Source organism: uncultured Draconibacterium sp. (assembly GCF_913063105.1).
GTDB lineage: Bacteria > Bacteroidota > Bacteroidia > Bacteroidales > Prolixibacteraceae > Draconibacterium.
Window position 1 is genome coordinate 30,305 of the sequence record NZ_CAJXYQ010000014.1, and the last position, 17,146, is coordinate 47,450.

Genomic DNA, 17,146 nt, shown 5'->3' on the forward strand with positions numbered 1-17,146 from the left:
GATAAACGCTTGTACACAAGTATTAAAAAGGAAGAATTAAAAGAAATTGATGTGCAGTTTATTCCCTACTACGCCTTGAACAACCGTGGTGAAACCGAAATGACCGTTTGGTTGCCAATGAGCTATTAATTATTTTTAAAATATTCATACATACCTGATTTGAAAACACAGAGAGTGTAAAAATATGAGAACTACAATCAAAACACTAAGCCTGATTATGCTGCTTTTAGTTGCAGCTCAATCTACCTTCGCACAGAATGAAAAACCAAATATCCTGTTTATTTTTATCGATGATTTAGGTTACAAAGACCTGGGGTGTTACGGAACCACTTTAACCGAAACACCAAATATTGATAAGTTGGCAAGCGAAGGCATGCGTTTTACACAAGCCTATGCCTATCCGGTTTGTACACCAACAAGAGCCAGTTTAATATCGGGGCAGAACTCGGTGCGCACCAATGTTTGGGAAGTTATTGGTGAAGATGCTCCCGGTGTAGTCGATAAACCCTACGGACTGATGCTTTCGCCCGAAAAGGCGCTTTCCATACCTGAACGCATTGAGACCTATGGCGATATTTTGCAAAAACAAGGCTACGCAGTAGCTCATGCGGGTAAATGGCATGCCGGCCGCACCCCCGACGAAGAGGGCTTTGTTAGCCTGGATTCAATAGGGATTAAAGATCCTGCTCTGGTGGAATATGCTAAAAACAACAGCGAATGGAAAGTTGGCGAACTTACCGCAAAGGCAATAGAGTTTATGCGCGAAAACAAAAAGGGGCCATTTATTATGAACCTGCACCACAAGGCAGTGCACGTACCCATATTGGCACGAGAGGATTTAAGAACGAAATACCGTAAAAAAATTCATAAAACCGGAATTAAAAATGTTAATCCCGACTATGCAGCAATGACTGAAATGGTTGATGAAGCTGTAGGTGTTGTGTTGGCAGAACTGAACAAGTTAGGACTCGAAAAAAATACCGTTGTCATATTTTATTCCGATAATGGAGGCCTGATTTCGGATGCTATACCAAATGTATCATTAGCTACCAGCAACCTGCCCTTGCGCGGCCAAAAAGGTGGTTTGTACGAAGGCGGAATTCGTGTGCCATTAATTGTAAGATGGCCCGGAAAAGTTGAACCCGGAACAAGCTGTGCCGAAAAAGTGATGACCATGGACCTCTTTTCTACCTTCCTGGAACTTGGTGGCGCTAAGGTGTCCGACAATCAGGCTTGCGATGGTCTAAGCATTGTTCCGTTGGTTACCGGCCAGAAACAAACCCTTGGCCGCGATGCGCTGTACTGGCATTTCCCCTCGTCGCAATGGACACGCTCGCCACAGGGCGCCATTATTAAAGGTGATTATAAATTAGTAGAGGATATGGAAACCGGACGTGTTGAGCTATTCAACCTGGCAAACGATATTGGCGAAACCATTAACCTTACAACTGTAAAACCGGAAATTGCCCGCGACCTGCTAAATGATTTGCACAAGTGGCGAAATGAAATGGGTGCAAAAATGCCAATACCTAATCCTGATTTCGACCCTACCCGCGAACATGAAATTGGGAAAGCCATATGGGGAAAGGCACATTAAAAATTTGTAGGTCGAGAGCTAAAATCTTTCGTCTGCATCTTATAATTGACGGAATTTCTTCCGTCGTCTAACTTATTTAAAATGAAACGCAGAGATTTCTTCAAAAAAGGAACAGCCGGAGCAGTTGCCGCAAGTATCATTCCCCTGTCATCAACAGCTTCCTCAAATACTCCCGATTTGGGTGAGCGAGAAAACGACCATTGGTTGCATTTGGGTAAAGGCAAAAAAGAAATTCCTAACCGGAAAGAAACACACCATTATGATGTAGTGGTGGTTGGTGGCGGACTGGCAGGTATTTGCGCTGCAGTGTCGGCAGCCCGTAACGGCTCTAAAACTGTTTTGGTGCAAGACCGTCCGGTTTTAGGCGGTAACAGTTCAAGCGAAATGCGGGTGCATGTGCATGGCGTAACACGCTTACGTCCCGATAACAAACCCGAACGCGAAACGGGTGTTTTGGAAGAACTCTTGCTGCACAATCGTTTTTTCAATCCGCAGGAATCGTTTCCGGTTTGGGATCACATTCTTTACGACTTCGTAAAACGTGAGGAAAACCTTGATTTAATACTAAATACACAGGCTGTTGAAGCGATAATGGATGGAACGGAAATTAAGGCTGCCCGTTGTTGGCAATCTACTACTGAAAAAGAGTTAATGTTTCAGGGGAAAATGTTTATCGATTGCTCGGGCGACGGACTTTTGGCTGCCACAGCAGGTGCTTTGTATCGAACAGGCCGCGAGGGAAAAGCTGAATTTGACGAAACATTTGCTCCCGACCAGGCGGATGGCTGGCAAATGGGCGCCACACTTTTGCTGCAGGCCAAAGATATGGGCAAAGCAACGCCATTTATTGCCCCGCCTTTTGCCATAAAATACGAAGCCGAGAAATCTCATCCGGGACGGAAATTTGCAAATTTTCAAAACGGGATTTGGTGGATTGAAATTGGCAGCGACGACGATATAATTGCCGATGCCGAGAAGAACCGAGATAAACTGATGGGCTACCTGTATGGTGTTTGGGATTATATTAAAAATTCAGGCAATTTCCCCGAAGCAGAAAACCTGGCATTGGATTGGGTGCAGTCCCTTCCGGGCCGTAGAGAATCGCGCCGTTTTATTGGCGACTACATTCTTTCAGAAAAGGATTTGACCGAACACCGTCATTTTGATGATGCAGTGGCTTATGGTGGCTGGTCGCTCGATGAGCATTGCTGGGCAGGGATCGAAAACCTGGAGGACCCACCAAGTTATTTCCACCTTCATTTTCATAAGATTTACGAAATACCTTATCGTTCGCTTTATTCAAAAAATATATCAAACCTGTTATTTGCCGGAAGAAACATTAGCCAAACACATATTGCACTTTCGTCTTCGCGCGTGATGGGAACCTGTGCGCTCGAAGGTCAGGCAGTTGGAACGGCAGCTAGTTTATGTGTAAAAAATGGAGTGCACCCGCGTGATATTTACAAATTTCATATCAACGAATTGCAGGAAAACCTGTTGCGCGACGATGCTTTTATTCCCAACCGGCCGGCTAAAGATGCAAGTGATCTGGCTCGTATGGCAAGCCAGGTTTTTGGCTCTTCCACACTTTCGGGTGATGCTAAAAACCTTACCAATGGCGTGTCGCGCGATATTAATGGCGAAATAAATCATTGGCAATCGGAAGCATTACCGGCTACTTTGCAACTGGAATGGGAAAAGCCGGTAGCGCTCTCAAAAGTGGAAATTAAGTGTGATACCAACCTGAAGCGTTGCATAATGATGTTAAAAGAATCGTTAAACGACGAACGACATACCAACACGGTTCCCGAAGAGCTGTTAAAAGCATTACAGCTGGAGGCACGCGTTAATGGGAAATGGATAAAGTTAGGCGCGTTGGACAACAACAGAACGCGACTCATTAAATTTCAGTTTAATCAACTAAAAGTAACAGCCGTTAAGATAACAATCAACGAAACGTATGGCGCAAAAAACGCCAAATTGTTCGAAGTTCGTTGTTACGAGGCATAATGAATAATTCAGTAAAAATACTTACGATAACAATTTTGCTGGGCTGGTTAATTACTGGTTCGGCAACTTTTGTTTTTGCCCAAAATTACGGGTCAACAAGTCAGCAGGTAAAGGTTTTTCATCCGGCGCTACATCCTGTCGAAAAAACGGATGTGAACCTTTACCAACAAAACGGCACCAGTAAAAACCGGTTTTATATTGAAGTAGAATCTGTTTCGTGTGGCGACAATCAATGCCATGTGGTTCCGGTTCGGATGTATTTTAATAAGCTGGGATTTTTTGAAAAACTGGAGTTTGGGCGAGGTGTGCGTTTGGAAAAAACAAAGGGGAAACGATTTCGGAAAGCCGATTACCAAAAACTGAATGCAATTTTAAAAAAGCAGGATTCGGAACTGGCACGGGTTGATAAAGAACAGTTGGTAAAAAAGCAAACAGATCTTGACGGGGTTGATGCGATCTCGGGCGCAACAACACCTTTACTGCCCGATAAATCGTATGTAAAAGGTGCCGTTTGGACCTGCTATACCTTGTGGCATTGGGCAAATGGCGAACTGGTTCAAATTATTAGAAATAAAACCGGGGAGGAGACAACTGTTCCTGCTTTTGTTACTTTGCTGAAGAGCGATAATCAAATAAACCGACTTTTCGCCCTGGAGCAAATAGAGCGCCTTTCAAAATACCAATCCGAACTTTTGAGTTGCATACAGCAGCAGGCAAATACCTTTAGTCGGCAGGAAACAAAACTGCTTCTAAAGTACCTTGAAAATGCCCCGGACAGTATTCGTTTTTCATCGTTATTAGAACTGGTGGTCAATAACAGGCAGATGCAATACGATGGCCTTACTTCCATTTTAAAATTAATGAGAGACCTTTCTGAAACCGAATGTGTGCAGTTAAGCAAGCTGTTTTCTGTTTTGGAATTCTACCCCGAACTAAATTTGCTGCTTACTATTTTTGAGAAAAGTAAATGCGACCATACTGAAATTGTCGACGAAGTTCTTCTTTTGCTTAACCGTGAAAATATTATTATCGGGCGCAGAGCGTATTGGTTTTTAATAGAACGGAACCTGACTTTAAATCAACGAAAAACGTTGGAGGAATATCGGCTGGAAAATTCAGAATATTTTTAGACGGAGGTATAAAGGTGGGTAAATAAATACCATATATGGATAATTTTTGCCCCTAATAATTATTCAAAACACACTTTCTTTGTAGGTGAATTGTTATTACCAATTTGATTATAAAATGCCGTATTGGATGTTCTTGTATTTTCAATTTGGACAAATTAAAATTTGCAGAGCATAGCCAACGCTACGGTTAAAAATTTTAATGAAGTAGAAATTGAAAAGACAATACTTATATGCGGCATTATATGGCCAATTTGGTGTAATTTAGGGAATTGGCTCTCGATAGAGCGTCTCCTGCTTTTTAGAGAATATTCCGATTTATAAGAAGAGGTGAATCATCTGTCAAATTTTAACTATGAAAAACTTAAAATACTCATTTACATTTTTATTGTTTTTGGTGATTAGCGTTTCTTTCGCACAAAAACAACCCAACATTGTTCTTTTGTACTCCGATGATGCCGGATATGCCGATTTCGGTTTTCAGGGAAGTAAAATAATGCTTACGCCAAACCTCGATAAACTTTGCCAACAAGGTGTTCGATTCACCCAGGGGTACATGTCGGGTTCTACTTGTGGGCCGTCGCGCGCAGGTTTATTTACCGGAAAATACCAGCAGCGTTTTGGTTTCGAGGAAAATAACGTTGATGGTTTTATGGCCGAAAATTCGGCTTTAGACGGGTATGAAATGGGGGTGCCCCTCAGCGAAAAAATGATGGGGCAATACCTAAAGGAATTAGGCTACGCAACCGCTTATTACGGCAAGTGGCATTTAGGCGGTGCCGACCGTTTTCACCCAACCAAACGTGGCTGGGACGAGTTTTATGGTTTCCGTGGTGGTGCCCGTAGTTATTGGGCTTACCCCGAGGATTATAATTATAAAATGAACTGGCTGGAAAAAGGTTTTGGCAACTACAAAGAACCAACAAAATATTTAACCGATGATTTGGCCGACGAGGCCTGCGATTTTATCGAACGCCACAAAGACCAGCCATTTCTTGCCGTTTTGGCTTTTAATGCGGTACATACACCCATGGATGCAACCGATGATGATATGAAACTTTATCCCGAGCTTTCAGGGCTGCGTCAGCAAGTTGCGGCAATGACCTCGGGGCTCGACCGTGCTTGCGGCAAAGTAATGGCCAAGTTGGAAGAACTGGGAATTGACGACAATACTATCGTTGTATTTACCAACGACAATGGAGGGCCAAGCGATAAAAACGGCTCTTGTAATTATCCATTGGCAGGAACAAAATCAAACCAATTGGAGGGCGGCATACGTGTTCCGTTTGTTATGAAATGGGCCGGTCAAATTAAAGCTGGAACCGAATATGATTATCCAATTATTTCGCTCGACCTAATACCAACTTTTGTTGCAGCGGCAGGCGGAAATGCGAATGCCTTAAGTGATTTGGATGGTGTTGATATACTTCCTTTCGTTAAAGGTGAAAAACAGGAACGACCACACGAAGTGCTTTTTTGGAAGAAAGAGGTACGCGCTGTCATTCGCAAAGGCGATTGGAAATTGATGCGTCATATCGACCGGCCTGCAGAACTGTACAATATCGCCGAAGATATCTCGGAACGAAACAACCTGGCAAACGAACATCCGGAGATGGTAAAAGAAATGTTCAAAGAACTTTACGAATGGGAAATGACCTTGAAGCGCCCATCATGGTTGTTGCAACGTAAATATGAAAAAGTGGATGTTGACCGAATGAACCAGTACCGCGAAGTGCCCGGAGAATATTAAAAAATGAGTTTTATACCGTGGCTCCGGGCGGTTGTAGACGCTAGAAATTAGAATGGGCTTTAGCCGTTAATGTTTAAGATTAATGGCTAAAGCCTTTTTTCTTTTCAATTATATAAATGCCAGGCTAAAGCGTGGCACAAAAACATGGCAAGGGTAAAATAGTACCATTACCAGATAAATTTTATAAACCGGAATAATTCTGTTTGTTGTTTTTTTGTAAGTGATAAGAAGTGAATACCTTGTATTCGCGTTTAAAAACGATTATAACAGTAAAACTATCAGATAATGAAACGATTTATTTTATTCGCAATTTGTGCATTCTTTCTGCAAGCTTCCTTTGCACAGGAACACGGGATTATTAATAATGCCAAAAGTCCTCATGTTAAATTAAAGAGTATTGATTTAGGTGATTGTATCTGGACCGAAGGCTTTTGGGCCGAACGTTTTAAAGTGGCTGAAAAAAATATGCTTCCTTACATGGAAGAAGTTCTGACTGGTGATGTTGGTCATGCCTTAAATAACTTTAAATGTGCAGCAGGCCATCAACACGGGACGTTTAATGGCTGGTACTGGCACGATGGTGATTTCTATAAGTTTATGGAAGCAAAAGCCTATATGTATGCCCAAAATAAAGATCCAAAAATTTTGGAAGAACTGGATGGCTATATAAAAATTATTGGCGAAGCACAGGAAGAAGATGGCTACTTGCAAACGCATACCACTATCAATAAAAAAGGTAATTTCACAAAAGAGGACATTAAAAAAACTGCACCTCGTAACGTGGGTGATGCCAACCGTTATTCAAATCGTAAGTTTCATGAGATGTACAATCATGGTCATCTGTTTACCAGTGCCTGTATTCATTACAGGGTAACCGGAAAACGCAATTTTTTGGATATTGCGATTAAGCAAGCTGATCTATTATATCGGTATTTTGCACCAGATGACGATTACTACGGACGTTTTGGATTTAACCAAACGCAAATAATGGGATTGGTTGAATTGTATCGCACGGTTGGAGATGAACGCTACCTTAAACTTGCGGAGAAATTTATTAATAACCGGGGAAAATACCCGGTAGAGGATCACGTAACTACAATGGGTTATCCAATTGGAGACATGGTACAGGAGCGTACTCCACTCAGAGAATCGAGTGAGGCAGTTGGACATGCTGTTTTGGCATTATATTATTATGCCGGTGCTGCCGATGTATATGCCGAAACCGGTGAGAAAGCGCTTATTGATGCTTTAGACAGATTATGGTATAATGTTACCGAGCAAAAAATGTACGTAACAGGTGCAGTCGGACAAACTCATTACGGAGCATCTACAAACCGGGATAAAATAGAAGAAGGTTTTATCGATGAGTACATGATGCCAAACCTGACATCTTATAACGAAACCTGTGCGAATCTATGTAACGCAATGTTCAGCCACCGGATGCTTGGAATTCATGGTGAGGCAAAATACGCTGATATTATGGAACTGGTAATGTATAATTCAGGTTTGTCTGGAATCAGCCTTGAAGGAAAAGACTACTACTACGCCAATAACCTGCGTGTTATTCAAGGTGCTCGCGACTACAATAAATTAGTAAATGATTTTGAAGAACGCCAACCTTATTTGGAGTGTTTTTGTTGTCCTCCAAATTTAGTTCGTAATGTGATAAAAATTTCAGGTTGGGCATATAGTAAAGCACCAAATGGAATAGCAGTAAACCTATATGGGGGTAATAAATTAAATACAACCTTATTGGATGGTTCAGAACTTGCTTTAAACCAGGTTACAAAATATCCATGGGAAGGAAACGTGGAAATTACAGTTGATAAATGTAAATCGGATGCTTTTGACGTAATGCTTCGTGTTCCACGCTGGGCAAAAGGAACTGAAATTAAAGTAAATGGTAGAAATGCCGGAGTTATTGCAAAACCAGGCGAATTTGCTACAATTAACCGCACCTGGAAAGCAGGGGACAAAATATCTATTGATATGCCAATGCCAGTTACGCTTGTTGAAGGAAATACTAAAATTGAAGAGGTACGAAACCAGGTAGCTGTTAAACGCGGGCCTGTTGTTTATTGTGTGGAAACACCAGATCTTCCTGAAAACACCATTATTACTGATGTGTATTTAAAAAGTGGTACTTCGATGAACCCTAAATTCAAAAAAGACCTTTTGGATGGAGTTACAGCAATTGAAACTACTTTATCCTTACGTACAAATAATAACAACGAAACCATGTATAACACGGTTTCAAAACCAACTTTTAAAAGTTACAAAAGCCAGTTGGTACCGTACTATGCATGGAGTAATAGAGGAAAAGCAGGGATGACCGTTTTTATGCCTATAATTTGGGAATAATTCATATAAATATCGTTTAGTTAGAAAGAATGGATGGCAGCCCTCTCAGGAAGGATTGCCATCTTTTGTTTTAAAGGTAAAAAAGTGCAATAACGAACTAATAATTAATAATTATATTTTCATTATATGTGCTTAGTTAGTAATCTGATAATCAGTCAATAATCAATCAATTTAAAGATGAATAGAATACTCGCCGTATTAATGTTTGCCGGAGTATTTGTTGGGTGTAGCAATAAACCTGGCAATACCAGTAAAGAAGCAAGTAGCAAACAGCCAAATATACTTGTGGTTTTATGTGACGATCTTGGATACGCCGATGTAGGCTTTAATGGTTCGCCGGATATTAAAACACCAAATCTCGATCAACTGGCCACCAACGGAATGATTTTTTCATCGGCTTATGTTACCCATCCGTTTTGTGGCCCCAGCCGTGCTTCTATAATGACCGGACGCTATGCCCAAAACATTGGCACCCCTTACAATTTATACGAAGAGAAAGGAAGAACAGATGACGGTGTTCCGGTAAGCGAAACCTTTATCAGCAATGTTTTACAGGATGCCGGATATTATACCGCCGCTGTTGGGAAATGGCATCTGGGGTTTTCGCCCCGCTTTCAACCCAATAATCGCGGGTTTGATGAATTTTATGGATTTTTGAGTGGCGGACACGATTACTTTCCCGAGCGTTTCAGCGCGAAATATCAAAAGCAAAAAGAAGCCGGTGTTGATCACATTTGGGAATACCTGAAACCGTTGGTGCACGATACTACCGAAGTAGAAGAAAAAGAATACATAACCGATGCATTGTCACGCGAAACAATTCGTATTATCAACGAAACTTCGGAGCGCCAAAAGCCCTTTTTTATTTACCTGGCTTACAATGCGCCTCATGTTCCTTTGCAGGCCAAAGAAGAAGATATGGCTCAATTTCCGGAGATTGAAGACAAAGATCGGAAAACCTATGCCGGAATGGTATATGCCGTTGACCGCGGTGTTGGCGATATTATAAATACGCTAAAAGAAAATGGACAATTTGAAAATACGCTGATTGTATTTTTAAGCGATAACGGCGGGAATACCGACCGTGGAGCCAATAACGCACCACTACAGGGCCGCAAAGGCGATGCCTGGGAGGGCGGGTTCAGGACTCCCATGTTTTTTCATTATCCCGAAAAAATTAAACCCAATTCAACCTTTGATATTCCAGTATCGGCTCTCGACTTTTACCCCACATTTGCCGAACTTGCCGGAGCCAAAATACCCAAAGGAAAAATACTGGACGGAACGGCAATTATGGATGATATTCTGGAAGGAAAAGAGGATTTAAAAGATCGCCCGGTTTATGTATGCCGCTATCGCGAAGATTATGTGGATGCCGGTACGCGAATGGGGGACTGGAAACTGACGAAAATGTACAACGAAGACTGGAAACTTTTCAAAATAAATGAAGACCTTGGCGAAGCAAACGATGTGAGTACAGAATATCCTGAAAAACTGCAGGAGCTAAAGGCTGACATGTATGAGTGGACCAAAGGACATGTTAAACCATTGTGGTGCTACACACCCGAAGACCAACTTATGTGGGACAAAGGAGTGTTGCCCAATTACCGGAAAGTATTTAATATTACAAATAACTAAAATCTAAACAATGACTAATCATTCAGCTAAATCGTCGCGTTCGGCACTGGTAATTTTTACTGCCGGAGCATTCTTTTTTTACAGCTTTATTCAAATGACGCTGTTTAGCACAGAAGCTATGAAAGCGTTTTTTATGCAGTTATTGTCGATAAACGATACTGCTGGTTTTGGAAATTTTGCCGGAACATTTTTATACGGAACAGTAATTTTCCTGATTCCTGCCGGCTTATTACTTGATAAATTTTCGGTACGAAAAATCATTATTGCAATGATCCTGCTGGATGTGATATGTGTATTCGCATTGGCGTTTACTTCAAATCTTCTTATCGCCTCTGTTTTACGATTTATAATGGGGGTGGCACACTGTATCGCTTTTATGGCTCCTTTTCGTATGGCTCCAAGATGGTTTGCATCTAAACACTTGGCTTTGGTTTCCGGTTTGCTTGTTGCATTCGCTGTATTTGGCGGATGGGTTTCAGGTGCTCCGATGTTGAGCTTAATTACCTCATTTGGCGGAAAAACAGCGATGTTGATCAATGGTGGTTTAGGTTTTATTATTCTGGCTGCTGCATTGCTTTTTCTGAAAGATTTTCCACAAGGATATAAAGACAAAGGAGAAACTAAAGCTGAAATTTCTCTCATGGATGGCTTAAAGTTGGCTGCAAAAAATAAACAAAACTGGCTGGCCGGTCTTTTTATTGGATTGCTAAATCTTGCCGTTTTATTGCTTGGTGCAATGTGGGGAACTACTTATCTTAAGATTGTAAATCCTGAATTTTCGGAATCTACATATACCGGAATTATCGGTATGATTTTTATTGGAACAATTATTGGCTCTCCATTAAGTGGTTTAATTTCGGATAAACTAAAATCACGCAAAAAGGCAATGATTGGAGGAGGTGTTCTATCGTTAATAATTATGCTTCTTATTATTTTCCCACCTCTATCAAATGCCGCATTCTTCTATGTTTTGTTTTTATTGCTTGGTTTAATTACGGCTGCTCAAAGTATTGGATATGCTGTAATTGCAGAATCAAATGAGGATAAAGTATTAGGAACTGCCAATGGACTTTCTGCAGTGGTACTAATGGGAATTGCAGCAATTGGTCAACCTTTATTTGGTCAGTTGGTAGCCTTATTTGGAGGTGGTGCAGACGCATCAATTGAGCAGCTCCAAAATGCATTTCAGGTTTCTATATGGGTAATGCCCATTGCTTTTGTTGTGGCAATAATCTGTGCATTGTTGCTGAGAGAGACATTCCAGAAGAGCTAAAATCAAGTTATATGAAGTTTTCTGTTACTTATATCGTCGGAATTATTATTTGTCTTTTTGTAGTTTCTTGTGAGAAGGTAAAAGAAGAAGATCGACGACCAAATATCTTATTTGCCATTGCTGATGATGCCTCCTGGGCACATTTTGGTGCGTACGGTTGCGATTGGGTAAAAACACCCGGTTTCGATCAGGTAGCCGAAAATGGAATATTATTTACCAGGGCTTATACTCCAAATGCAAAATGTGCTCCGTCTCGTTCGTGCATACTTACTGGACGCAACAGCTGGCAGTTGGAGGAAGCTTGTAACCACTCACCATATTTTCCTGCAAAATTTAAAACTTATGCAGAAGCACTGGGCGAAAATGGATATTTTGTAGGTAGTGTAGGCAAAGGCTGGTCTCCTGGAAATCCCGGTGAAATTAATGGGAAAAAACGTGAACTGGCCGGTATTAAGTTCGACCTACTAAAAACCACACCTCCCACTATTGGTATCTCAGACAATGATTATGCGGCCAACTTCGGGGCATTTCTGGACGCACGTCCGAAAGACCAACCTTTTTGCTTTTGGTATGGTTGTTATGAACCTCACAGGCTTTATGAGTTCAGATCAGGCATAGAAAAAGGTAATAAGAGTACAGATGATATAGATGAAGTCCCTGTTTTTTGGCCTGATGTTGATACCGTGCGGGCAGACATGCTCGATTATGCTTTTGAAATCGAATATTTCGATGCTCATCTGCAAAAAATGTTGCAAAAGTTGGAGGACATTGGCGAATTAAACAATACTATCGTAATTGTAACTGCCGACAACGGAATGCCTTTCCCGCGTATTAAAGGACAGGAATACGAGTACTCCAACCATTTGCCTTTAGCGATAAGTTGGCCCAAGGGCATAAAAAATCCCGGACGTGTAATTGACGATTTTGTAAATTTTATTGATTTTGTTCCAACTTATCTCGAATTAGCAGGAGTAACGGCTGAAGAGAGCGGCATGCAGCCGGTAACAGGAAAAAGTCTTACCGATTTATTTTATTCTGAAAAAGAAGGACAAATTAATCCGGAACGTGATTTTGTAGTGATCGGTAAAGAACGCCACGATGTTGGTCGTCCTAACGATGAAGGTTATCCAATAAGAGGAATCATTCGAGGTGATTACCTATACATCCGTAATTTCAAACCCGAGCGCTGGCCAGCCGGTAATCCTGAAACAGGTTATTTAAACTGTGATGGAAGCCCCACAAAATCATATATCCTTAATACACGAAGGGATAAGGGACTATTGGAATACTGGCAGCTCAATTTCGGGAAACGTGTTTCCGAAGAGTTGTACAATGTCAAAGATGATCCGTTTTGTATGAAGAATCTTGCCTCTGATGAAAACCTTGCAGATATGAAACAAAACCTGGAGCAAGAAATGATTGAAAGATTAAAAGAACAGGAGGATCCCAGAATTTTGGGCAATGGAGATATTTTTGAAAACTATGAATACTCCGGAGTAGTTCGGAATTATTACAACCGTTTTATGTCTGGTGAAAAAGTTGATGCAAAATGGGTAAATCCAAGCGATTATGATTCAGATCTGGCTCAATAAAACAGCATTGAAGAATTTGCACATAAATCATAACGCCTTAGTTTAAAAATATCGAGATGAAAAAGTATCTGTTTCTTACTGTTTGTTTGTCACTGTTTATTGGAATAAGCAAAGCAAAGGAAAAACCTAATATTGTGATCATATTTGTTGACGATTATGGATGGGCCGATTTGGGTTATCGCAACAACGAATTTTACACACCCAATATTGACAAACTATGTAAGGAAGGAGTGGATTTTACACGGGCTTATATTTGCACACCAACCTGCAGCCCCAGTCGTGCATCCATTTTAACCGGTAAAGAATCTATCCGAATGGAAATGCCACGGCATATTACACATGAGGATGAAGAAGGGCGAAATACAGAGAAATACAACTATTGGCCGAATGATCCGGTAAATCGCAATTCAATAAACTGGCTACCGCTTGATGAAATAACTTATGCCGAACGCTTAAAAGAATTGGGTTATTACAATATGTTTATTGGTAAATGGCATTTGGGACACGAGCCCTATCATCCGATTCACCAGGGATTTGATGAGCAATACGGTACCAGTAATTTTGGGCATCCAAAAAATTATTACTATCCTTTTCTAAACAATCCAAATCCTTTAAAAGATGAAGCTGAAGATGGAGAATATCTAACAGATATTTTGACCAATAAGGCAGAGGATTTTATAAAAAAATACGACAAAGATCAACCTTTTACCTTATCGTTGTGGTATTACAATGTTCACGGACCACATATCGGACGAAAGGATTTAATTCAGCATTATCGGGATTTGGGATGGGAAGAACGTTATGCCCAGTACGGAGCAATGGTAAGCGCCATGGATGAGTCGGTGGGAAGAGTGCGAAAAGCGCTTGAACAAAAAGGAATCGCTGAAAATACAGTGATTTTGTTTACTTCCGATCAGGGCGGATATTTTACCAATTTCCCATTACGTGGAAAAAAGAATGGTGGCAATACCCTGGGTGAAGGCGGTGCACGTGTGCCTTTTATCATGTATTATCCTGGGGTAACCAAAGCAGGAGAAAAATGCGACACTCCAATTCAAACCATCGATGTGTATCCAACACTGGTTGAGATTGCCTCAGGTAATGAGTGTACAGATAATCAGATACAGGGTAAGAGTTTGATGCCTTTGGTAAGAGGTGAAGAATTTCCGGAACGCGACCTGTTCTTTTTTCGGTCGTATGAAAATCAATATGCTGCTATCATCTCCGGCGAGTGGAAATTGATTAAATATCATACAGGACCATCGCAGCTCTATAATGTTACGAAAGACATGGGCGAGGTAAGTAATTTGATTTACAATAAGCCAGGCATTGCGAAAGAACTGGAGGAGCGGCTAAAAAATTGGGAAGTCGAAGCGGTTCCTCCAATAGTTGAGCAAAAAAATTAAAAGATTAGAGATTGCCCGTCGTTTTCTGGCAATACATTTAAATGTAGTTTAAATGAATCAAAAGAGTTTCTATATAAGCATTTTACTGGTACTGTCCTCATTTTTTCTTTTTGCACAAACGTCAGATAAGCAAAATTTTAATCAAGATTGGAAGTTTAAGTTGCTTGATGAGAATGAGGTGGATAAAATTTATTCCGAAATTTCATTTGATGCCACAGAATGGAGTAGTGTAAGTTTACCGCATTCAGCACATATCGAACCGCTTGTTGTAAACGACCAGTGGCAGGGAGTGTGTTGGTATCGGAAGGTTTTTAAACTACCTGCTTCATATAAAGATAAGAAGGTATTTCTCGAATTTGAGGCTGCCATGAACACTTCCGGATTTTGTATAAACGGAAAATTGGTAACAGAGCACATGGGGGGGTACCTGCCTGTTGTAATGGATATTTCGGAGTATATGCATCCTGGAGAAGAAAATTTGATTGCAGTTCGTTTAGATAACACCGACAACCCAATAACGGGCCCAAAACCACTAAGAATTCTTGACTACAATACCTATGGAGGATTATACCGTAATGCGTGGCTTATTACTAAAAACAAGGTTCATATTACACATCCCAATTTGGCTGAAAAAGTTGCCGGTGGAGGTATTTTTATTACAACACCCACGGTCGAAAATAAGCAATCTGACGTTCATGTAAAAACACACATACTCAATGAAAGTATTCAGGTAAAATCGGTAAAGGTTCAGCAAACTATTCTGTTTAAAGAAGAGCAGGTTGCTGAAGTTGTATCAAAGGAAGTTAAAATTGAACCTGGGAGTGATTTTGATTTTAAAACTAATCTGGAGGTGAATGACGCAGCCTTGTGGTCGCCAGATTCTCCGGCTCTGTATCATCTGAAAACTTTGGTTATTGCCGATGGGGAAGAAGTTGATAGTGAACTAACTCGTTTCGGTATTCGGAGTTTTAAGTTTAAAGAAAACCAGTTGTATATAAATGGGAAGAAAACATTTTTGCGTGGAGTTAACCGCCACCAGGAATATCCATTTATTGGTTATGCTTTATCCGATAATGCACAATATCGTGATGCCAAAAAGATAAAGGATGGAGGATTTGACTACATCCGTTTGTCGCACTACCCTCATTCTTCTGCATTTATGGATGCCTGCGATGAGCTGGGACTGGTGGTAATCGATGCTATTTCGGGCTGGCAATATTATAACGACAGTGACGATTTCAGAAACTATTGTTATCGTTCAGCAGAACAGTTAATCCGTCGTGATCGTAATCATCCGTCGGTATTAGCCTGGGAAGTTTCGTTAAATGAAACACAAATGCCGCTTTTTTTTATGGAGGAAATTCATAAAAGAGCACATGCCGAAGATCCAAGACCTGATGCTTATACCTGTGGATGGAAACCTGAGGTATACGATATTTATTTGCAGGCACGTCAGCACCGCCTTTTACATCCGCCTCACGACTATCCTAAACCATATTCAGTCTCGGAATACGGAGACTGGGAATATTATTCAAGCAATGCCGGATTAAATCAGCATCATTTCGATAAACAAACACGTTACGAGACCAGTAGCCGTCAGGCACGTGGTTTTGGCGAAGCCCGTTTATTGCAGCAGGCAACAAATGTTCAGGAAGCACACAACGATAATTTAAATACACCAGCCTATTCCGACAGCTATTGGGTAATGTATGATTACAATCGGGGGTATCACGATGACCTGGAATTGTCAGGCTTAATGGATATATACCGATTACCAAAGTTTGCTTATTATTTCTACCAAAGCCAGCGTGCTCCTGAAGATGGTATTGTTTGCCAACTGGCAACTTATTGGACAGAAGAATCGCCGCTTGGCGTTAGTGTGTATAGTAATTGCGATGAAATTGAACTTTTCTTAAACGGAAGATCGTTGGGACGTCAAAAGCCGGACCAGAATAAAATATCTAATAATCTGGCACACCCTCCATTCACATTCAATATTGAGAAGTTTGAAGCCGGAGAGTTAAAAGCAATCGGCTTTATAAAGGGTGAGAAGGCAACTGAAGGTATTGTAAAAACGCCTCAAAAAGCCACTGCTTTAAAACTTTGGATCGACGAAAGCGGTAAAGCTCCTGTGTCAGGTTGTAATGATGTGTTATTTGTCTATATAGCAGCTGTTGATGTAAACGGAACTGTGATTCCAGGTTATTCAGAACTTATTGATTTAAAAATAGAAGGAGAGGCTACGATTGTGAATTCAGATCCAATAAAGGCCGAAGCCGGTATTGCCACAGCTTTAATTCAAATTGGTGATCAAACCGGGGAAGTAACTGTAATTGCATCAGCAAGCGGGCTCTCCAATGTGAATATTGCTTTAAATGTACAAAACCAGTAA

11 protein-coding genes are annotated in these 17,146 nt (G+C 40.9%); all 11 read left to right on the forward strand.

The genetic code is table 11. From position 1 onward, the window contains the following. Positions 1-9: 9 nt before the first annotated feature. The 11 genes from QZ574_RS19470 to QZ574_RS13580 all read left to right on the forward strand — a co-directional run bounded on the left by QZ574_RS19470 (position 10) and on the right by QZ574_RS13580 (position 17,146). Positions 10-129 carry a hypothetical protein gene (locus tag QZ574_RS19470; RefSeq protein ID WP_363314180.1) on the forward strand — a complete coding sequence of 40 codons (120 nt, stop codon included), beginning with the start codon at positions 10-12 and terminating at the stop codon, positions 127-129. Between the two features lie 55 nt (positions 130-184). Next, positions 185-1,597 (forward strand): sulfatase, encoded by a 1,413-nt coding sequence (locus tag QZ574_RS13535; RefSeq protein ID WP_297090374.1) that lies wholly within the window; start codon positions 185-187, stop codon positions 1,595-1,597. A gap of 81 nt (positions 1,598-1,678) precedes the next feature. Then, entirely contained in the window at positions 1,679-3,607 is a 1,929-nt protein-coding gene (locus tag QZ574_RS13540; RefSeq protein ID WP_297090376.1) for an FAD-dependent oxidoreductase, read from the forward strand. Further along, positions 3,607-4,737, forward strand: a complete 1,131-nt coding sequence (locus tag QZ574_RS13545; RefSeq protein ID WP_297090378.1) for a hypothetical protein — start codon at positions 3,607-3,609, stop codon at positions 4,735-4,737. The genes QZ574_RS13540 and QZ574_RS13545 overlap by 1 nt, the downstream gene beginning before the upstream one ends. 352 nt (positions 4,738-5,089) lie before the next feature. Further along, the gene (locus QZ574_RS13550; RefSeq protein ID WP_297090381.1) at positions 5,090-6,484 is read left to right on the forward strand and encodes a sulfatase-like hydrolase/transferase; all 1,395 of its coding nucleotides are present in this window, start codon (positions 5,090-5,092) and stop codon (positions 6,482-6,484) included. A 285-nt stretch (positions 6,485-6,769) separates the two neighbouring features. Next, positions 6,770-8,845: a beta-L-arabinofuranosidase domain-containing protein gene (locus QZ574_RS13555; RefSeq protein WP_297090383.1), complete on the forward strand. Its 2,076-nt coding sequence runs from the start codon at positions 6,770-6,772 to the stop codon at positions 8,843-8,845. Positions 8,846-9,022: 177 nt separating this feature from the next. Further along, positions 9,023-10,483 carry a sulfatase-like hydrolase/transferase gene (locus QZ574_RS13560; protein ID WP_297090385.1) on the forward strand — a complete coding sequence of 487 codons (1,461 nt, stop codon included), beginning with the start codon at positions 9,023-9,025 and terminating at the stop codon, positions 10,481-10,483. Positions 10,484-10,493: 10 nt separating this feature from the next. Continuing rightward, positions 10,494-11,756, forward strand: coding sequence for an MFS transporter (locus QZ574_RS13565; protein WP_297090387.1), 1,263 nt, complete (start codon positions 10,494-10,496; stop codon positions 11,754-11,756). Between the two features lie 11 nt (positions 11,757-11,767). Then, the gene (locus QZ574_RS13570; RefSeq protein ID WP_297090389.1) at positions 11,768-13,348 is read left to right on the forward strand and encodes a sulfatase-like hydrolase/transferase; all 1,581 of its coding nucleotides are present in this window, start codon (positions 11,768-11,770) and stop codon (positions 13,346-13,348) included. A 56-nt stretch (positions 13,349-13,404) separates the two neighbouring features. After that, positions 13,405-14,754: a sulfatase gene (locus tag QZ574_RS13575; protein ID WP_297090390.1), complete on the forward strand. Its 1,350-nt coding sequence runs from the start codon at positions 13,405-13,407 to the stop codon at positions 14,752-14,754. Positions 14,755-14,806: 52 nt separating this feature from the next. Next, positions 14,807-17,146, forward strand: a complete 2,340-nt coding sequence (locus QZ574_RS13580) for a glycoside hydrolase family 2 TIM barrel-domain containing protein (RefSeq protein ID WP_297090392.1) — start codon at positions 14,807-14,809, stop codon at positions 17,144-17,146.